The sequence below is a fragment of the Idiomarina piscisalsi genome, assembly GCF_002211765.1.
GTDB classification, from domain to species: domain Bacteria; phylum Pseudomonadota; class Gammaproteobacteria; order Enterobacterales; family Alteromonadaceae; genus Idiomarina; species Idiomarina piscisalsi_A.
In genome coordinates this window covers 161,002-181,458 of sequence record NZ_CP022133.1, presented here as the reverse complement: position 1 = coordinate 181,458, position 20,457 = coordinate 161,002, and the positions used below count along the sequence as shown (strand labels likewise).

Here is a 20,457-nt window from a genome sequence, read left to right as displayed (position 1 = left end):
CTTACAACCAAAGCTTAAGACAACATATGCGGTAGTGTCACCACCGCCGCCAACTCACCATGTTTAATTAAGTCACTCGCCGCCTTAATGTCCGGCGCAAAATAGCGGTCCTGGTCATAATAGGCGACGTGTTCACGCAAGCAGTTAAAGGCCGTTTCGACCGCTGCGGACGCTTTTAACGGGCGACGGAAGTCCAGACCTTGCGCCGCTTCTAGCCACTCAATGGCAATAATGTCGCTGACATTGTTTGCTATATCCGTCAGGCGACGTGCCGCAAAGGTGGCCATCGACACATGATCTTCCTGATTAGCAGACGTTGGCATGCTGTCGACAGAGGCCGGATGCGCCAAGGTTTTGTTCTCAGACGCCAGTGCCGCTGCAGTCACCTGCGCCAGCATAAAGCCCGAGTTGACGCCGCCATCATTCACCAAAAATGCCGGCAGCTTGCTTAAATTGCTGTCTATCAGCAAAGCACTACGGCGCTCTGACAAAGCACCAATTTCGCTCGCGGCAATCGCCAGAACATCAGCCGCCATAGCGACAGGTTCCGCGTGGAAGTTACCACCTGAGATGATGTCCTGCTCTTCACTGAATACCAGCGGGTTATCGGTTACCCCATTGGCTTCACGCTCTAAAATGGCTGACGCATGCTCGATTTGATCAAGCACCGCCCCCATAACCTGAGGCTGACAGCGCAATGAATAAGGGTCCTGTACTTTTTCGCAGTCTTCGTGATCTTTGGCAATTTCAGACGTTTCGGTCAATACATGGCGGAACATTTCCGCCGCTTTCATTTGCCCAGGCTGACCACGTACCGCATGTACACGCTCATCAAACGGTGAGCGGGAACCCATGGCGGCTTCTACGGATGTTGCGCCTACCAAAATGGCAGCGTGATAATTGCGCTCAATGCGGAACAGTCCGGCTAACGCTAACGCAGTGGACGCCTGAGTACCATTTAACAAAGCCAGACCTTCTTTCGGCGCCAACTCAAACGGCTCCAAACCGGCGTGTTTAATCCCTTCTTTAGCGTCGTACACTTCACCTTTATAGCGAACCGTACCTTCACCCAACAGCGGTAACACCATGTGCGCCAATGGAGCCAAGTCGCCCGATGCGCCTACCGACCCTTTTTCCGGAACACATGGGTACACTTCAGCGTTCAACAGCTTAATGAGCGCATCAATAACCACCGGCCGCACACCGGAAAAGCCGCGCGACAGTGAATTGACTTTTAACAGCAGCATTAAGCGCACAACCGCGTCTTCCATTAAATCGCCGGTACCCGCAGCGTGCGACAAGACAATGCGGCGCTGAAGATCGGTCAGGCGCTCCGGCGGAATACGCGTATTCGCCAGCAGCCCAAAGCCCGTATTAATACCGTAAACCACACGCCCCTGCTCAAGCACATCGGCAACGGTTTTTGCGGAAGTCGCAATGTTGTCGTTCGCTTCATCAGACAGCGTCAACGTCTGATGCTCGTAAAACCAGCGGCGCAAATCGCTCAGCTGCAGCTTTCCTGGCTGTAATTCAAAATGACTCATGCAACCTCCTTACTTCGTATCCAGCATAGGTAAATCAAGACCTTGCTCGCGAGCGCAGTTCTTTGCGATGTCGTAGCCGGCATCCGCATGACGCATAACACCGGTTCCCGGGTCATTCCAGAGCACTCGGCTTAACCGCTTGTCGGCTTCTTCGGTACCATCAGCCACAATCACCACACCGGCGTGCTGAGAGTACCCCATGCCAACACCGCCTCCGTGGTGCAGGCTTACCCAGGTTGCACCGCCTGCGGTGTTTAACAGGGCATTCAACAACGGCCAGTCAGAAACGGCGTCTGAACCATCCTGCATGGCTTCTGTTTCACGGTTAGGACTGGCTACCGAGCCTGAGTCTAAGTGGTCCCGACCAATCACGATTGGTGCTTTTAACTCACCGCTTTTAACCATGTCGTTAAACGCACGAGCAATGCGGGCACGATCTTTCAGGCCAATCCAGCAAATACGTGACGGCAAGCCCTGGAAGCTAATACGTTCTTTAGCCATATCCAGCCAGTTGTGCAGGTGCTCGTTGTCCGGAATCAGTTCTTTCACTTTTTGGTCAGTTTTGTAAATGTCTTCCGGGTCGCCCGAAAGCGCTACCCAACGAAATGGACCTATACCTTCGCAGAACAGTGGACGAATATAAGCCGGCACGAACCCCGGGAAGTCGAAGGCGTGATCGACGCCAACGTCTTTCGCCATTTGGCGAATGTTGTTGCCATAGTCCAGTACCGCCGCACCGTCTTTTTGGAAGTGCAGCATGGCGCGCACCTGCACCGCCATCGACTCTTTCGCAGCGGCTACGGTGCCGCTTGGGTCGCTTTCCTGCTTCGCTTTGTAGTCATCCAGTGTCCAGCCTTGTGGCAAGTAACCATGCAAAGGGTCATGTGCGGACGTTTGGTCCGTCACCACATCCGGCGTTACACCACGTTTTTGCAGTTCTGCGTAAACATCAGCGGCGTTACCTAACAAACCAACAGAAATGGCTTCGCCTTTGGCTTTAGCGTCGTTAATCAGTTGCAACGCTTGATCGAGGCTGGTCGCCTTGTGATCGACATAACGGGTACGCAGACGGAAATCGATGCGCGTCTCGTCACATTCAACTGCCAGCATACAAAAACCGGCCATCGTCGCCGCCAGCGGTTGAGCGCCGCCCATACCACCCAGACCGCCTGTCAGTATCCACTTACCTTTTGCATCACCATTGAAATGCTGGCGTGACACCGCACCAAAGGTTTCGTAAGTACCTTGAACGATGCCTTGTGAGCCAATATAGATCCACGAGCCGGCGGTCATCTGGCCATACATCATCAGACCTTTTTTATCGAGCTCGTTAAAGTGGTCCCAGTTCGCCCATTCGGGCACCAGGTTAGAGTTTGCAATCAGTACGCGCGGAGCATCTTCGTGTGTTGGAAAGACACCCACCGGTTTACCGGACTGAATCAATAGCGACTCATTAGGTTTCAGGCGCTCTAACGTCTCAATAATTTTGTCATAGCATTCCCAGCTGCGTGCCGCGCGGCCAATACCACCATAAACAACTAACGCTTGCGGGTGCTCCGCTACTTCGTCGTCCAGGTTATTCATCAACATGCGCTTGGCCGCCTCTACCTGCCAGTTACAGGTGGTGAGCTCGGTTCCATGAGGTGCGCTGATTTTGCGACTTTTATCCAAACGGGTGAATGACATACGTTACTCCTTAAACGTTAAGTGGCCGCCTAACTTAAAACGAGAACCCGGATGCGTCAGCGTGGCAAAAGTCACCACGCCGCCCGAGCTCCAGGTGCGGCGAAAAATGCGTAAACAAGGCTCATGACGGTCAATGCTCAAGTATTGGCAGACCGAGTGAACCGGCAAAATGGCTTCAATTTGATGGCTAGCTTCGGTCAGTGGACTCACCACACAGAGGTATTCATGCGGCGTCACTTTGCTGTAGTCTTGTTTGAGGTAATCAGGGACCAGTGTTGGGTTCACAAAACGTTCTTCCAGTTGCACCGGCTGGTCATTCTCATAGTGCGTTATCAACGAATGATAAACAGGGGCACCTTCTTCAAGCTCTAATGCTTCGGCAATTTGTGCTGAGGCGGATTGCTCTTTCAGTAAATGTACTTTGGCACGGTAGTCATGCCCGCGCGAGCGCACTTCGTCAGCAATATTGCGAATAGCCATAAACGATGTTTGTGACTTAATCGGTGCCACATAAGTACCCGAGCCTTGAGTGCGTATGACTAATCCTTCATCAGCCAATTCCTGCAAGGCTCTGCGAGCGGTCATTCGGCTTACCGAAAACTGCTTACACAACGCGTTTTCCGAGCTAACCGGATGATTCTCAGGCCACTCTCCAGACTCAATTTTGTGGTAAATATGTTCTTTGATTTTGGTAAATTTGTTCACTGCATCCCTCACCGCTAAACAGGCAGTTGTGGAGAGAAAGTTTAGTTGAGAACAATTGTATATACAAGCTTGTTTTGCTATTCTTTTTAGCATTGTAATCAGTAAGGATAATTATGCAGCGCATCGAAAATATTACTGCCGCGACCATGTCCGATGACACCGGCTATGGGCTTATAAAAGACGCCGTAGTGATTATTAACGACGGTAAAGTTGAGTTTGTGGGCCCGGCGTATGACGCACCGGCAACACCCACAGCGGACGTTGTCGATGGTAACGGTGGATTACTGACCCCCGGGCTTATCGACTGCCACACTCATCTGGTTTGGGCTGGTTCCCGTGCTAATGAGTTTGCTCAGCGCCTGCACGGCATGAGTTACCAGGAAATTGCAGAGCAGGGTGGCGGTATCAAAAGCACCGTAAAGGCCACTCGCGAAGCCAGCGAAGAACAGTTAATGGCACTGGCTTTAGAACGAGCAGAAACTCTAATGTCACAAGGCGTCACAACACTGGAAGTGAAATCCGGGTACGGCCTCGATTTGGAAAATGAGCGAAAGCAGTTGAAAGTCGCACGTCAGTTGGCCGAAAGGCTACCCGTGCATGTGAAAACAACGTTACTGGCCGCCCATGCTGTGCCTCCTGAGTATCAAGGCAACGCTGACGGCTATGTGGACGATATCGTCAACAATATTCTGCCAACACTCACTCAGGAAGGGCTTGTCGATGCGGTCGATGCCTTTTGTGAAAGCATCGGCTTTAGTATTGAACAAACGCGTCGCGTTTTTGAGCAGGCAAAAGCGCTTGATTTGCCGGTGAAACTTCATGCCGAGCAGATAACAAACCAACAAGGTGCAAAACTGGCGGCGGAATATAACGCGTTGTCGGCTGATCACTTAGAACAACTGGACGAAGACAGCGTTAAAGCGATGGCGGAGAACGGTACAGTGGCCGTATTGTTACCCGGCGCATTTTACTTCCTGCGGGATACGCAAAAGCCACCCATTGAGCTACTCAGGAAATATAAAGTGCCTATGGCGGTAGCAACGGATGCCAACCCGGGCTCGTCGCCCATTCATCATTTGCCACTGATGTTACAAATGGCGGCAACCTTCTTCCATTTAACGCCTGAAGAATGCCTGCGCGGTGTGACAGTCAATGCGGCTAAAGCGCTGGGGGAAACGCAACGAGGTGTTATTGCGGAAGGTAACTACGCCGATTTAGCCTTGTGGAAATGCCAGGGTGCAGCCGAGCTAACTTACCAAACCGGCGTTAACCCGCTGCAAACCTTGTGGTTTAACGGCGTCGCTCACGACCGTGTAAGTAAGCCGTGGTCAGCTCGCTAAGCAGCTGGCCACATATTTTCAGGCCTTCTTCAAAGCCGGCGCTGCATAACGACGGTGCCGCTTCGGCCAGATGCAAATAGCGGGTTTCATTCACTTCAGCTAAGCGCTTTACGTACTGAAACCCTTGCGCCAGACTAAGCCCTGCATAATTCACGGCGCTTGCCGGCACGGCATTTAACGCGTCGACATCCACTTCAATACCCAAAGGTCGTTGCCAGGAGTCTGCCTTGGCGACGACTTCGTCCATCACTTCATAAAAGGGACGCTCATACAGTCGGTGTAGGGTGTGGTACCGCATGCCAGCGTCCTGTAATTGTCGCAAACTGTCCGCCGAGTTTTTGCCCTGGTGAAGACCGACAACATGATAATACTCCAGCGCGCCTTCCATGTAGGCATAGCTGAAACCATTACCAGAATGCCGGCCCTCTCGCGGGCGGAAGTCGGCATGAGGATCTAAATTGACGGCGCCACAAGCTTCTTTTGATATATCAGATAAGCTTTTTAGCAGAGGATACGCATTGTTGTGACCACCACCAATGACGATAACTTCGAAGCCTTGCTCAAACAAAGGCTTAATCACAGCCTGCACACGGACATCGACTTGAGCACAAAGCGCTCTCAACTCGGCTAGATCGTGAGGCTCTGTTGCGTCCAGATGACTCGTTTTTTCCATCAAATCAGCGCAGTTAACCGCACCGACCAGCAACAATTCGTGAGTCGACAGAAGACCCGTTTTTTGCAGATTCAAAAAGCTTTTTAAGAACGCTTGCCAACCATCTTCAGCGCCACCGCGCCCTAAATTACCGCGTACTCCGATACTTTCCGGAATACCCACTAAGGCAACGCGCTGACCATCATTCCAGGCTTCTTGAAGGCTTTCTTCATAGGTACCTTCTTCTGAAAGCACCCGTATTGCCTGACCTATTTTCGTTTCATGCTCTCTGACATTGACCCACTTTGCCGGGTCCGTCAGTTCCAGAAATGAAATATTACTCATTACTCAATATCAAGTGGTTCAGGTGACAAGATAACGCCGGTGGTGTCTACGTATAAATGGTCATCAGGCAGGAAGGTAACACCGCCGAAATTCACCGGCACATTCAATTCGCCAATACCGTCGCTCATTGCCGCAACTGGGATTGAAGAGACACCTAAAATGCCGATATCGAGTTCTTCTAACGCATCAACATCACGCACGGAGCCATAGCACACGATACCTTCCCAGTCGTTGTCCATTGCTTGCTCAGCAATAGCGGCATCAATTAGCGCTCGGCGTGAAGAGCCTCCGCCATCAACCAAAAGAACTTTTCCGCCGCCATCTTCCGCGACCGTTTCTTCAATAATGCCTTTGTCTTCATGACATTTAACAATCACTAAGCGTCCGCCGAAAGAGGCGCGGCCACCGTAGGATTCAAACATGGGCTCGACCACATCCACCATGTCGGGATAAAGGTCACAAAGTTCCGAAGTATTGTATTCCATGAGCGTATCCTAAAGTCACTGTTGGCTTGGGCTAGGAGTATACCTGCTATCCTCATATTACTAAAGGATTCAATAGCAATGCACGAACCTCTTGAATTATAGAATAAAAACCCGTTTAATCTAGGTAACTATAAGAATAATAAAAGCAGAACCAATCTTAATGCCTCAGCTCGATTTGATCACTAGTCTGGCCATAGAATCCTTTACTCATACGATACAAGCATTGCTTTTGTTGGGTTTCGCGATGCTGCTTCTGTATTATCATAATTTTTATCGACATGATTACCTACGTTATTGGTCATTCGCCTGTTTTGCATTTGGTCCCAGTGAGTTCATTCGAGCACTGACCGCCGGCAGTGCTATGGTCGACCCTGAGTCTACTCTCGGATGGTCCAGCGGCTTACAAGGCATAGCCCTTACGCTACAATACCTCGCTATTAGTTTTATTGGCTTGGGTGCTAGCTCTGCCGTTTTTAATAACAAACCGAAGCAATATTGGCTTTATGTTGCTTACGCGGTCTCTTTGCTCGGCGGTATTATTTCGTATTTCTGGCTAGAACCTTCTATTAGTTACATCTCCAGTACTGTTAATGCCGGCTTTATGCGGTTCTTAGTCACTGGTCTTGCTTTATTCACTATCGGCGTATTCATGTGGCGTCGTCTCGGCTCAGGCGTGGGGCCTAAGTTAGTGTCTGCTGGCTTTTTAAGCATCGGTGTCAAAAACTTCATCGTACTTTACGGTATGTACTCCATTAGCGGCAACGCGCTGGACTGGCTATTAAGCTTCCAGGCGCTGTTCACCGTTATTATCATTGCCATAGTCTTGGTTGGAGTCATCATTTGGCTACTTGAATCAGAGCGCAACACAGCCGTTCGCGCTATTCAACGCGCTGAATACCTGCATACGCACGATGCTCTGACCGGTGTGTCAAATCGTGACCAGCTGGTTAGTAAAATTCCATTATTCATTGAATACTGTCGCAGTAATAATCGCCATTTAACGGTCATGCTGGTCGGTATTAGCCGCTTTAAGGTTGTGAACGAGAACTTCGGTATTCGTGGCGGTGACCAAGTACTAAAAGAAGTTGCCAGACGTCTGCAGAACTTTTACAAACAACCACTGACTGTCGCTCGTATTAGCGGTGATGTTTTTGCCGTCGCTTTTGACCACTTGAAAAGCCGCAACCGCATTAAAGACTTGGCGGTTGAAATCCAAAACCGCATTGCAGAACCTATTGAAATCAATGATGAAACCGTCAATATTGTCGCCGGCGTTGGTATCTCACGTTACCCACAACATGGAACCCGATCAGAACTACTGATCAATAAAGCCACTATCGCACTAACGCAGTCGAAAGAGTCACATCAACCCAAAGCCACCTTTTACGAGCGTGGTATGGACGAAATGTATTCACACTTAGTGGATATGGAGCCGGTGCTGCGTAAAGCGATGAGCGACAACGAGTTTCAGCTATATCTTCAGCCCCAGTTCGACTTTGATCATCAACAACTGTGCGGGTTTGAAGCGCTCATTCGATGGCAGCACCCTGAACGCGGCCTGCTTAGCCCTGTCGAGTTTTTGCCGTACATTGAACAGCTTGGACTTTCAGCAGAATTAGATGACTGGGTGTTAAATGAAGCCGCCAATATATTGATGCACTGGAAACGTTTGTTCGGTATGTGTTGGCCCATCGCCGTTAATTTATCAGCGCCGCAATTCCAGCACTTCCAGCTCATAGAGAAAATGGAGCGCCTGCAAAAAGAATACGGTATTGAACCCGAGTGGCTGGAACTCGAAATTACTGAAAATGTTGCTATGTCTGACTTACACAATGGTATGAGTGTGGTTCAGCGACTGCGTGAAATGGGCTACGGTATCGCCATTGATGACTTTGGGACAGGGCATTCTTCATTGGCCTACTTGCGCTCATTGCCTATCAATAAAATCAAAATTGACCGCAGTTTTGTCAGTGAACTTCAGCAAAGCAATAACGATGTAACCATCCTAAAAGCCATGATTCGTTTGGCTCACGGTTTGGGCAAGCGAGTCATTGCTGAAGGCATTGAGACCGAAGAGCAGCAGGATATTTTGCAAAAGCTTGGCTGTGACATGATGCAGGGCTACTTCTACTCGCCGCCGATGCGTCAACAATTTGCCGAGCAATTTATTGAACGCCAAATTCAAAGCAATAAAAAACCGCTACGACCCGAGGCAGTAGCGGCTTATTAACTCACTTAAATGGTGTTACAGGATGAAGCGACTCAAGTCTTCATCTTGTGACAGCTGCCCAACGTGTTCATCTACGTAGGCCGCATCGACCGTCAATTTCTCACCACTGTGGTCGGTTGCATTGAATGAAATTTCTTCCATTAAACGCTCCAGCACCGTGTGTAAACGACGTGCACCGATGTTTTCGGTCGTTTCGTTCACGTGGAAAGCCACTTCCGCAATGCGTTGAATACCGTCTTCGGTAAAGTTCACCTCAACACCCTCGGTGTTTAATAACGCATGATACTGCGTTGTTAGCGAGGCGCTTGGCTCAGTCAGAATGCGAACAAAGTCACCGCTGGTTAATGCTTCAAGCTCTACCCGAATAGGCAAGCGCCCCTGCAACTCAGGGATTAAATCCGACGGCTTGCTCATCTGGAAAGCACCAGAGGCAATAAACAGAATATGGTCGGTTTTAATCATGCCGTGCTTGGTGTTTACCGTCGTACCTTCAACCAACGGCAACAGGTCACGCTGCACGCCTTCCCGCGAAACATCCGGACCACTGGTGTCGCCACGCTTACAAATTTTGTCAATCTCGTCTAAAAAGACAATGCCGTTCTGCTCAACCGACTCAATAGCGGCTTCTTTCACGTCATCGGGGTTCAAAAGCTTGGCCGCTTCTTCTTCAACCAGCTGTTTGTAAGCGTCTTTTATGCGCATTTTGCGCGCTTTGGTCTTCTCGCTACCCATGTTCTGGAACATGTTTTGTAGCTGAGACGTCATTTCTTCCATACCCGGTGGCGCCATAATTTCAACACCCATTTGCGGCATGGCTAAATCAATTTCAATTTCTTTGTCGTCCAACTGGCCTTCGCGTAGCTTCTTGCGGAACACCTGGCGCGTACCGCGCTGCTCTTCACTTTCAGTCTTTTCTTCCTGCTGCGCCCAACCCGATTGATTCGCGGTTTTAGCCGGCGGCAACAGCACGTCCAGAATACGTTCTTCTGCCGCTTCTTCCGCACGGTAGCGCACACGCTGCATCATTTCTTCGCGCGTTTGCTTCACCGCTACATCAGTTAAGTCTTTAATAATGGACTCAATCTCTTTACCGACGTAACCCACTTCGGTGAATTTGGTCGCTTCCACTTTAATAAAAGGCGCCTTTGCCAACTTCGCTAAGCGGCGGGCAATTTCAGTTTTACCCACACCCGTTGGGCCAATCATCAAAATGTTTTTAGGCGTCACTTCCTGACGCAGGTCATCATCGAGCTGCATGCGGCGCCAGCGATTTCTTAACGCCACTGCCACCGCTTTTTTTGCATTGTCCTGACCAATAATATGGCGGTTCAATTCATCAACGATTTCTCTTGGGGTCATCTCAGACATCTTAACTTTTCCCCTTAGCTGTCTTGTCTTCGACAATCGACTCTTGCTCTTCAATGGTTTGATTGCCGTTGGTGTAAACGCATATATCACCCGCTATGGTCAGTGACTTCTCCACTATGTCGCGAGCGTTTAAGTCTGTATTTTCTAATAAAGCGCGGGCGGCAGACTGGGCAAACGGACCACCCGAGCCGATCGCAATAAGGTCATTTTCCGGTTGCACGACATCTCCGTTCCCGGTAATGATTAAGGAGGACTCTTTGTCCGCAACCGCCAGCAAGGCTTCCAGGCGTCTCAACGCTCTGTCGGTGCGCCAATCTTTTGCCAACTCGACAGCCGCACGCATCAGGTTGCCCTGGTGCTGTTCCAGCTTCGCTTCAAAACGTTCAAATAAGGTAAAAGCATCCGCCGTGCCGCCGGCAAAACCAGCCAAAACCTGGTCGTTGTAGAGACGACGAACTTTGCGTGCATTGCCTTTCATTACAGTGTTGCCAAGTGAAACCTGGCCATCACCACCAATGACAACTTTGTCACCGCGGCGTACCGATACGATAGTAGTCAAATCAGGACCCTCTTTTGTCTTTGCGTCAATTTATGACAACGATGACCAGTATCTGAGGGTCCTTTGAGGATTTTTCAATGGTGGGTGGGGACTAATCGATGTTCCAGTTCCATATGGCGCAGCCAAATACCTGATTACGCTGCAACTTATGGCGATCGCGTTCCGCATCACGTTTGGTTTCATAAGGACCCAGAATAACGCGATACCACAAGCCGTTATTGCCTTCGGTGGCGCGAACTTGTGACTCTAACCCCGCCATCGCAATTTGGGCACGCAAACGTTCAGCGTCTGACTGCTGACGGAATGAGCCACACTGCATAAGCTTAGGCGGTCCCACTTCGCGTTCAGGCACGTCCACTTCGACTTCTTTGCTTTCCAGCTCTTCAATATAGCGCCAGCGCTCAGCTGACTTCTCCGGAAGCAAGTCCGCCGGTGGTGCCTGTACTTCTGGCTGGTTGGTCTGCTCCTCAGACTTGCCGCTAATCGACACCAGAAAATAGACAAAGCCAGCAATGATAGCGATCGCGATAACCACGATAGCCCAGGGCACTGGCTGTCTGTCGTTAACCGGCTTGGCGCCACGTTGCGTTTTCTTACTACTGCCTTTTTTCTTCGACGGCTTGCGCTTATTTTGCTTCGGCTTACGATTCGCGTAGTCCATACTCAACTACATTTTCTCCAGCGTTGGAATACCCAGTAAATCTAAGCCCTGCTTCAGCACATTGGCCGTTAACCGTGCTAACTTCAAACGACTGTTACGAAGTGATTCATCTTCCTGATTCAAAATTGGACAAGCTTCGTAGAAACTTGAGAAACGACCGGCAAGATCAAACAGGTAACCGCATAAAAAGTGCGGCATGGCTTTGTTCTGAACCTGCACCAACACTTCGTTGAAACGCACCAGCTGATTCGCTAATGCCAGCTCTCGCTCGTCGTCTAAAATGAAGTCGGCACTTTCATCAAAACCGGTTTCACCCAGACGATAAAAAATGCTGTTGACGCGGGTAAAGGCATACAACAAATACGGAGCCGTATTTCCTTCGAAAGTCAGCATGTGATCCCAGTCGAAAATGTAATCGCTGGTACGGTTTTTCGATAAGTCAGCGTACTTCACTGAGCTAATACCGACCACTTCCGCAACGCGCTGTTGCTCTTCTTCCGTTAAATCCGTCGTCTTTTGCTGCAGTAATTCCAGCGCCCGGCGCTCGGCTTCGTCCAGCAAGTCGGCCAGCTTAGTCACACCGCCATCACGGCTTTTGTATGGCTTACCGTCTTTGCCCATAACGGTTCCGAAACCGTAATGGTCCAGTTTAATATCGCCTTCGACAAAACCGGCTTTGCGAGCCAGCGTAAAAATCTGGTCAAAGTGCAACGACTGACGCGCGTCGACAAAGTACATCAGGTGGTCGCCGCCTAATACTTTTTGGCGGTATTCAATAGCCGCTAAGTCCGTAGTGGCATACAAATAGCCACCGCCTTTTTTCTGCACGATAATCGGCAACGGCTCATCTTCTTTGCCTTTAAACTCGTCCAAGAACACACACTGTGCGCCCTGATCCTCGGTCAGCAGTCCTTTTTCTTTCAGGTGTTCAATTACACCCGGCAGCTTATCGTTGTAAGCACTTTCTGCCATGACATCGTCGCGCGTTAACTTAACGCCTAAACGGTCATAAACGTCCTGACAATGGCTGAGAGATACATCAATAAACTGGTTCCAAAGCTTCAGGCAATACTCGTCGCCAGACTGCAGCTTCACCACCAACTGGCGTGCGCGATCGGCAAATTCTTCACTTTCATCGAAACGTTGTTTCGCCGCTTTGTAGAAAGTTTCCAGGTTGCTCAGTTCGTACTCTGCTGACTGGTTGTCCAGCGCTTCCATGTACGCCAGCAACATACCAAACTGAGTACCCCAGTCGCCGACATGGTTTTGACGAATGACTTTATGCCCTAAAAACTCGCTGACCCGAGACACTGCGTCGCCGATAATGGCTGAACGTAAATGACCAACGTGCATCTCTTTCGCCAAATTCGGCGACGAATAATCAATAACAATGGTTTCGCTGTTATCTGCAACATCGACGTTCAGGCGGTCGCTACTGAACATCGCGCTCAGCTGATCTTTCAACTGGTCTTGTGAAATCGTGAAATTAATAAAACCCGGTCCGGCAATATCGGTTTTTGCCAGCAACGTATTTTCTGGAATCGCCTCAATAATGGCTTCGGCTAACTGACGCGGGTTCGACTTAGCAGGCTTCGCCAACATCAGTGCGAGGTTCGTCGCAAAATCACCGTGCGATTTGTCTCGTGGACGGTCCAACTTAATATTTACCGGGAGATCATCAGGCAAAGTGTCCTGTGCTTTAAGTTGACCAATCGCTTCGGCCAGTAACTGTTCCAGTTGTTCTTTCATTAATGCGACTACCTATATGAAAAATCGACGAGGGAATTCAAGACGCTCAAATTCAAAGCGTATAGTTTAATCGCTACGCCCGATAAAAAAAACCGCTTAAGTGTTAATCAGCTAAAGTCTTGTGGGTCAATATCCAGCGACCAGCGGACTTTTTTCAATAATGGCAACGCGTTAATTTGCGGCAGCAAGTGCTCAATAAGCTGAAAGCGTAGTTTTCGCGAAGAACAATGTAACAGCAATTGATACCGGTAACGACCAGCTTTACGTTCCATTAGTGCCGGCATTGGACCCAACAAGAAGGCCCCTTCAACGTCGGGCATTAACTGCTGAATTTGAGTCATTGCTTGTATCACCGCGTCGCGATCGGTCGCTTCCGCCCGAAATAATGCCAAATACGAAAAGGGCGGCAGCTCGCTTTGCTGGCGTTCCGCGAGGGCGGTTAACGCAAAGTGCGAATACCCGTTATTAAGCAAGTCCTGAATGAGCTCGTGCTCCGGATGGTGAGTCTGCAACACCACCTTGCCCGCTTTATGTTCTCGTCCGGCGCGTCCGGCGACTTGCGTATACAGTTGCCCCAGTCGCTCTGCGGCTCGAAAGTCGGCACTGTATAACGCGCCATCAACGTCCAGCAAAGCGACCAGGGTGACATTGGGAAAATGATGCCCTTTTGCCAGCATTTGCGTACCTACCAGCAGCGGGTATTCGTTATTGGTGGCTCTTTGCAGGTACTCGTCAAGCTGGCCTTTGCGACGTGTGGAGTCCCGGTCAATACGCAAGACTCCGCGCCCCGGGAACAAGTCTTTTAACGTATGTTCCAGTTGCTCGGTTCCAACACCGTGTGAGATAAGCTGCGGCGATCCACACGAACCGCATTGTCGTGGTATTCGCTGCTGGCTACCACAATGGTGACACTGCAACTGCTGGTGTGTCTTATGTACCGTATAATAAGCGTCACAACGATGACACTGCGCCAACCAACCGCATTCATGACACATCAGCGCCGGTGCAAAACCTCGGCGGTTTAAAAACAATAATACCTGGTTGCCACGCTCAATTTCGGTTTGAATTTGCTCCTGCAACGCTTTTGAAATACCGGCTTTTATTGATTGCTGCTTTAGGTCGATAAGCTCGTGCTTAACCATTTTCGCGCCGCCGGCCCGTTGCCCCAGCTTAAGCCAGTGGAAGCGCTTACTCACCGCATTATTCAGCGTTTCTAACGAAGCTGTCGCACTGCCCAATACCAGTGGTATGTCTAAAAGCGCCGCACGCTTTGTGGCTAAGTCCCGAGCGTGGTAACGGAAGCCGTCCTGCTGTTTGTAAGACAAGTCATGCTCTTCATCCACAACAATGAGACCCAGCTTCTGGCAGGGGGTAAACACCGCCGAACGGGTGCCAATAACAATAGCAGCATGACCGCGCTTTGCATCCAGCCAGGTATTCAAGCGCTCACGATCGCTCATAGCGGAATGCAGCATCACCACGGGCACATCGAAGCGCTCTTTAAAGCGTTGCAAAGTCTGCGGTGTCAGACCAATTTCCGGCACCAATACCAACACTTGTTCACCACGCTCCAGCACCGGCTGCATGGCCTGTAAATACACTTCTGTTTTACCGCTGCCTGTTACCCCCTCAAGCAACAGCGTACTGTGCTGACTCTGTTGGTTGATGGTTGAAACCGCTACCGCCTGCTCCGTATTTAACGCATGACCGTCTTCTCGCAATACCGTTTCTTGATTGCGCCAGTCTTTTGGTTTTTTAGGTGCTCGCTCCTGAACCGTTATCCAGCCTTTGTCCTGCAACGTTCTGAGCACCGCTGAGCTTACGCCAATATCGCTTAAGTCACTGCGTCTTAAAGGTTGATGTTTTAATGCTGCCAATACCTGTTGCTGACGTGTCGCGCCTTTTAATTCGTTAATGGACTGCGCCAACCCTAAGTCGGTCAGCGCATAGAAGGTTTCTGTCAGATATTCCGGCGCATCGCCTTTACGTAACAGCACCGGTAGGCTATTTGCCGCCGCATCACCGAGAGAATGATGATAGTAGTCTGCTGCCCAATTCACGAGCTGCCACACGTCATCGGGAAAAATACGCTGTTGATCAAGCACTGCTTTTACGTACTTCAGCTCAAACTTAGGCGCAGGGTCATTGGCTTCATTCACGACATAACCAACAAGTTGGCGTTGACCAAAGGGCACACGCACGCGCACGCCCTGCTGCAAAGGGTCGGGGCTTTTGCACAGATAATCGTACGTTTGTCGAAGAGGTAGCGGCAACGCGATTTTATAGCGCCGTTCACCGCTGGTACTGGCTTGCGTCATACGCCTATTTTGAAACGCCCGAACGGATAATACAAGGCAATAGATTGTGCTTGATCACAAGCCCCGGATCGCATAAAATGCGCGACTCTTAAATCATTGATGTTTTTTTGCGCATGGTGTTCGGCTTTGGATCGAATGGCGATGCGGCCCATAACTGAGGTAACCCCATGAAACAAGGTATTCATCCTAAGTACGAAGCAATTAACGTAACTTGCTCTTGCGGCAATAAATTTGAAACGCGTTCAACTCGCACTGAAGACTTGCTGGTTGACGTATGTTCAGAGTGCCACCCGTTCTACACTGGTAAGCAACGTGTAATGGACACTGGCGGTCGTGTTGACAAATTTAAGAAGCGTTTCGGTACTTTGGGCAAGAAATAAGCCTAAGAAAACCTGTAAAAAACGCTACTTTATAGTAGATTCATTAGAAAAGGCGCTAAACAGCGCCTTTTTTATTACCCGCTTCGCTGAACAGCCTATTGTTAAAGAAAAGTTAAGCGGTGTACTTTTAACCACCCGAAAAGTTTACTGTCCACTCACAAACGGGAGGTATGATTTGTTTCTTCACTGAGAAGCGATAGACTATCATTATTCTCAGCAAAGCAAATTGGGCAACGTACCTCATGACTGACTTTCGCCAACAGGCACTGGACTACCACGAATACCCAACCCCCGGAAAAATTTCCGTCGAACTAACAACCCCTGCTGAAACCAGCAAAGACTTAGCATTAGCCTATAGCCCTGGCGTCGCAGAGCCCGTTCGCGAGATAGCTCAAGACCCTGACAACGCCTATCGCTATACCGCAAAGGGCAATATAGTTGCGGTTATATCTAACGGCACCGCCATTCTTGGTTTAGGTAACTTAGGTCCGCTCGCCTCGAAGCCGGTTATGGAAGGGAAGGCACTGTTGTTCAAACGTTTTGCAGGTTTGGACTCCATTGATATCGAAGTTAGTCACCGCACCACACAGGACTTTATCAATACCGTGGCTAATATTGCCGATACCTTCGGTGGTATTAATTTAGAAGACATTAAAGCACCCGAGTGCTTTGAGATTGAACAGGCGCTGATTGAACGCTGCAACGTCCCGGTTTTTCATGACGACCAACACGGTACCGCTATTGTCACCGCTGCCGGTATGCTCAATGCACTGGAAATTCAGGGTAAAAAACTGGCTGACTCACTCATTGTTTGTTTAGGTGCCGGGGCTGCCGCTATCGCTTGTATGGAGTTGTTGATTAAATGCGGTGCGCAGCGCGAACACATTTATATGCTGGACTCAAAAGGCGTGATTCATACCCGCCGCGACGACTTAAACGAGTACAAGCAACTGTTTGCAAACAACACCGACAAGCGCACGTTAAAAGACGTTATTGACGGTGCCGATATTTTTGTTGGCGTGTCCGGCCCTGACTTGTTAAGCCCGGAAGAACTAAAGCTCATGGCGCCAAACCCGGTCATATTTGCCTGCTCTAACCCCGACCCTGAAATTAAACCTGAAGTGGCGAAAGAGGCGCGGGATGATCTCATCATGGGGACAGGTCGCTCGGACTATCCAAACCAGGTGAATAACGTGCTTTGCTTCCCGTTCATGTTCCGTGGCGCGCTGGATGTCCGCGCAACGGCAATTAATGACGAAATGAAAGTGGCGGCGGTAGAAGCCATTCGTCAATTGGCCAAAGAAGAAGTGCCAGAATCCGTGTTAAAAGGTGCGGGCGAAAAATCACTCAGCTTTGGCAGAGATTACATTATTCCTAAGCCTATTGATCCGCGCTTGTGCCAACGTGTTGCCCGCGCGGTGGCAGAGGCAGCAGTGAAGTCCGGCGTTGCCAAAATCGACATGCCGGAAAATTACATGATGGATTAATCGTCTAATTCGTCGTCGGTGGGGATGGGCAAACCACGTTTTTCCAGCTCATCTCGCACCGCTTTTGGTATTTTCTCCGAGTTTGTCTTTTTCAAGTCATCATCGGTGGGTAGCGGTTGCCCCGTAAAAGCGTGTAAAAATGCCTCACAGAGCAACTCACTGTTGGTAGCATGGCGCAAATTGTTGACCTGACGGCGAGTTCGCTCATCCGTAAGAACTTTCAGTACACGGGTCGGAATAGACACCGTCACTTTTTTTACCTGTTGGCTCTTAAGACCGTGCTCAGCGTATGGGTAGATGTATTCACCGTTCCACTTCATTATTTTTGCCCTGCGTTATAACAAAACCACATAAGTTATATTGAATTGTACCCAACTGAGCGGCCCCGTCAATTTTTATCCGTCTAGATGGCTAAAAATTGCTGACATTTGCCTCACAATATTTTAGCCTTAGGGAAACAGCGCTTTCGAAAGCCACAGTAGACGCAGAGTTATTAAGGAAAAAGGATGACAGACGTACCAATCACTGACGCAGAAAAACAAAACGTGGCTGACAGCGTGCAGGTGCATAAATTTGGCGGCAGTAGTTTAGCCGATGCATTCTGCTACCGTCGTGTTGCGCGTATTGTAACAGAATACGCCGGCGCCAGTGATCTCGTTGTTGTCTCTGCAGCAGGCGATACCACCAACCGCATACTCGCCATTATTAATGCGAAAGACACTCCGGGTGATACTGCCTCTATTTTACTCGACCAACTCGAACAGTTTCAGCAAGGGCTTATTAAAGAACTGTTAAGTGGCGACCTCGCAGAGCGGCTGATGAAACAGTCGCAAACCGACTTCAAACGCTGGCGTCAGTGGTTAGCTGGCGAAGAAACCATAACGCACAATGCAGAGCTTCTGTCATACGGTGAACTTTGGTCTGCTCGTTTATTAGCCGCTCTGCTTCAGAAGCAGGGAACGCGCGCCGACTACATTGATGCGCGCGACTTTTTACTGGCCGCCGACGCCCCAGAGCCAGTAATTCAAGTGAAAACATCGCGGGAAAACTTGCTCAAACGCGTTGCGCCGCATTCAGGCACCCGCTTTATTGTCACTGGCTTTATTGCACGCGGATTAAACGGCGAAAGCCTGACCTTGGGTCGTAACGGCAGTGACTACTCCGCTACCTTGGTCGGCAGTTTGCTCGACGTAAAGCAAGTCACGATTTGGAAAGACGTTGCCGGCGTTTACTCAGCCGATCCGCGCAAAGTCGAACGAGTTGTCAGTCTACCAACGCTCGACTGGACCGAAGCCGAAGAATTGGCTCGTCTGGGCAGCCCGGTTCTGCACCCTCGAACTTTTCAGCCAGTCGACCGTAACCGCATGGTTATTTCTGTTCGCTCCAGCTTAAAAGTAGAAAACCAAAAGACCCGTATTGGCCAATTTCACGATACCGAACCTCGCGGTAAAGTCTTTACCTCACTTTCTGAGGTGTTGCTGTTTAAAGTTCAACTGCAGGATAAAGCCCTGGTCAAGAAACTCGACCAGCTGGATTTAACGCCTTTGGTCAGCTGGGTCGAGCCGGAAAACCACACCCAGTATTTGGTCTTTCACCAAAACCATGCGGATTATCTGAGCGAATGGCTGGACGACGCTGATGCCAACGACGCTATTACACAAATTCGCGGCTATTCGATGCTGGCCATTGTGGGTAATCGCATTCAGGAAACCGATCAGTTCTCGACGTTTAAACTGCAATTATCGGAGCAGAAAGTACGTCGCTTTGTCTTAAGTGAAAAAGGCGATTCGGCGGTGGCTATTTTAGAACAGTCACTCGACAGCCGACTGCTTAACCGTCTGCACAGCCAGCTCTTTAACTATCGCCGTAGTTTAGGCGTTTTGGTCATTGGCCGCGGCAATATCGGCAGCGCCTGGCTGGAGCTTTTCAGACAACAACGCGACCGGATTAACCAAGTCATGGATGTGCGAGTCATTGGTATCGCCAACTCACGTCAGCTGTGGCTGGACTACAACGGCGTCGATTTGGGCGAGTGGGCGAGCGATTTTGATCGCCTCGCTCGTCCTTACGTCTTAACCGAGTTACTCCGGGAGTTACCCAATGCGCCGTATGACGAACTCGTCGTTATTGATTTGACCGACGCCAAACAGGTAGCACAACTCTACCCAAGCTTGTTTGCCAACGGCATGCACATCATTAGTGCGAATAAACGCGCCGGCTCTGCCGACGAGGCTCTGTACCGTGAAATACGCACCATTCAGCACGAATACAAACGCGAGTGGCTTTACAACACCACGGTTGGCGCGGGGCTGCCACTTAACTACGCCATTAATGATCTACGCAACTCAGGCGACGAAATTCGTAGTATTTCGGGCATATTCTCCGGCACCATGTCGTGGTTGTTTGAAAATTTCACCAAAGGCGTGAACTTCAGTGACTTAGTCAAAGAAGCGAAAACTCGTGGTTACACAGAGCCAGACCCGCGTGAAGATCTTTCCTGTCAGGATCTCGTGCGGAAGCTGCTGATTCTGGCGCGTGAAATTGGCTTAAAACTGGACTGGCAAGACATACAGGTTCAGTCACTTGTACCACAGCACTTGCGTGATATCTCAGCGGCTGACTTCATGAGCAACGTCACCGAAATGGATGAGCCAATGAATAAAATGCTGGAAGAAGCGGCAAAAGACGGCAAAGTGCCTCGCTTACTGGCCAGTTTTTCGGTCAGCCAGGACAATAAAGTCACGGCCAGCATCGGCATTGAGTACATTCCGGAAGGCGATATGCTCGCCAACCTCATTCCGGGCGAGAATATCTTCGTGATTTACACCGACTGGTATTCAGAAATGCCGCTAGTGATCAGCGGACCCGGAGCCGGTAAGCATGTTACCGCTGGCGGTGTGCAGTCCGACCTTAACCAGCTGCTTGGTAAATTGTCGGTCGGTCATTAA

The 20,457-nt window shown here is 49.9% G+C and carries 16 protein-coding genes; 5 read left to right on the top strand and 11 right to left on the bottom strand.

The genetic code is table 11. The annotated features are described in order from the left end of the window. Window positions 1-14: 14 nt before the first annotated feature. The 3 genes from hutH to hutC are packed head-to-tail and all read right to left on the bottom strand — an operon-like array spanning window position 15 to window position 3,935. Entirely contained in the window at window positions 15-1,544 is a 1,530-nt protein-coding gene (gene hutH / locus CEW91_RS00810; protein ID WP_088767242.1) for a histidine ammonia-lyase, read from the bottom strand. A 9-nt stretch (window positions 1,545-1,553) separates the two neighbouring features. Next, entirely contained in the window at window positions 1,554-3,230 is a 1,677-nt protein-coding gene (gene hutU / locus CEW91_RS00805) for a urocanate hydratase (RefSeq protein WP_088767241.1), read from the bottom strand. A gap of 3 nt (window positions 3,231-3,233) precedes the next feature. Continuing rightward, window positions 3,234-3,935, bottom strand: coding sequence for a histidine utilization repressor (gene hutC / locus CEW91_RS00800; protein ID WP_088767240.1), 702 nt, complete (start codon window positions 3,933-3,935; stop codon window positions 3,234-3,236). 113 nt (window positions 3,936-4,048) lie between these two features. Between hutC and hutI the strand changes: the two genes are divergently transcribed. Continuing rightward, window positions 4,049-5,275, top strand: coding sequence for an imidazolonepropionase (gene hutI, locus CEW91_RS00795; RefSeq protein WP_088767239.1), 1,227 nt, complete (start codon window positions 4,049-4,051; stop codon window positions 5,273-5,275). On the opposite strand, the gene CEW91_RS00790 is transcribed toward hutI, so the two are convergent. Beyond that, window positions 5,226-6,272, bottom strand: a complete 1,047-nt coding sequence (locus tag CEW91_RS00790) for a formimidoylglutamase (RefSeq protein ID WP_088767238.1) — start codon at window positions 6,270-6,272, stop codon at window positions 5,226-5,228. The genes hutI and CEW91_RS00790 overlap by 50 nt on opposite strands. Continuing rightward, window positions 6,272-6,757: a ribonuclease E activity regulator RraA gene (rraA, locus tag CEW91_RS00785; protein WP_088767237.1), complete on the bottom strand. Its 486-nt coding sequence runs from the start codon at window positions 6,755-6,757 to the stop codon at window positions 6,272-6,274. The genes CEW91_RS00790 and rraA overlap by 1 nt, the downstream gene beginning before the upstream one ends. Before the next feature lie 160 nt (window positions 6,758-6,917). Here rraA and CEW91_RS00780 point away from each other — a divergent pair, with 160 nt between their 5' ends. After that, complete coding sequence (locus CEW91_RS00780) at window positions 6,918-8,987, top strand: putative bifunctional diguanylate cyclase/phosphodiesterase (RefSeq protein ID WP_088767236.1); 2,070 nt, start codon at window positions 6,918-6,920, stop codon at window positions 8,985-8,987. A gap of 15 nt (window positions 8,988-9,002) precedes the next feature. Here CEW91_RS00780 and hslU read toward each other — a convergent pair whose 3' ends face one another. The 5 genes from hslU to priA all read right to left on the bottom strand — a co-directional run bounded on the left by hslU (window position 9,003) and on the right by priA (window position 15,642). Further along, window positions 9,003-10,355, bottom strand: a complete 1,353-nt coding sequence (gene hslU / locus CEW91_RS00775; RefSeq protein ID WP_088767235.1) for an ATP-dependent protease ATPase subunit HslU — start codon at window positions 10,353-10,355, stop codon at window positions 9,003-9,005. Window position 10,356: 1 nt separating this feature from the next. Continuing rightward, window positions 10,357-10,914 carry an ATP-dependent protease subunit HslV gene (gene hslV / locus CEW91_RS00770; RefSeq protein WP_088767234.1) on the bottom strand — a complete coding sequence of 186 codons (558 nt, stop codon included), beginning with the start codon at window positions 10,912-10,914 and terminating at the stop codon, window positions 10,357-10,359. Window positions 10,915-11,005: 91 nt separating this feature from the next. Beyond that, window positions 11,006-11,575: an SPOR domain-containing protein gene (locus CEW91_RS00765; protein WP_088767233.1), complete on the bottom strand. Its 570-nt coding sequence runs from the start codon at window positions 11,573-11,575 to the stop codon at window positions 11,006-11,008. A gap of 6 nt (window positions 11,576-11,581) precedes the next feature. After that, window positions 11,582-13,324: an arginine--tRNA ligase gene (gene argS, locus CEW91_RS00760; protein WP_088767232.1), complete on the bottom strand. Its 1,743-nt coding sequence runs from the start codon at window positions 13,322-13,324 to the stop codon at window positions 11,582-11,584. A 107-nt stretch (window positions 13,325-13,431) separates the two neighbouring features. Next, window positions 13,432-15,642: a primosomal protein N' gene (priA, locus tag CEW91_RS00755; RefSeq protein ID WP_088767231.1), complete on the bottom strand. Its 2,211-nt coding sequence runs from the start codon at window positions 15,640-15,642 to the stop codon at window positions 13,432-13,434. Between the two features lie 167 nt (window positions 15,643-15,809). Here priA and rpmE point away from each other — a divergent pair, with 167 nt between their 5' ends. Beyond that, window positions 15,810-16,022 carry a 50S ribosomal protein L31 gene (gene rpmE / locus CEW91_RS00750; RefSeq protein ID WP_088767230.1) on the top strand — a complete coding sequence of 71 codons (213 nt, stop codon included), beginning with the start codon at window positions 15,810-15,812 and terminating at the stop codon, window positions 16,020-16,022. A 242-nt stretch (window positions 16,023-16,264) separates the two neighbouring features. Beyond that, window positions 16,265-17,509, top strand: a complete 1,245-nt coding sequence (locus tag CEW91_RS00745; protein ID WP_088767229.1) for a malic enzyme-like NAD(P)-binding protein — start codon at window positions 16,265-16,267, stop codon at window positions 17,507-17,509. On the opposite strand, the gene metJ is transcribed toward CEW91_RS00745, so the two are convergent. Continuing rightward, the gene (metJ, locus tag CEW91_RS00740; RefSeq protein ID WP_088767228.1) at window positions 17,506-17,829 is read right to left on the bottom strand and encodes a met regulon transcriptional regulator MetJ; all 324 of its coding nucleotides are present in this window, start codon (window positions 17,827-17,829) and stop codon (window positions 17,506-17,508) included. The genes CEW91_RS00745 and metJ overlap by 4 nt on opposite strands. A 186-nt stretch (window positions 17,830-18,015) precedes the next feature. On the opposite strand from metJ, the gene CEW91_RS00735 reads away from it, so the two are divergent. Continuing rightward, a complete protein-coding gene (locus CEW91_RS00735) occupies window positions 18,016-20,457 on the top strand; it encodes a bifunctional aspartate kinase/homoserine dehydrogenase II (RefSeq protein ID WP_088767227.1) in 2,442 nt (813 codons plus the stop codon).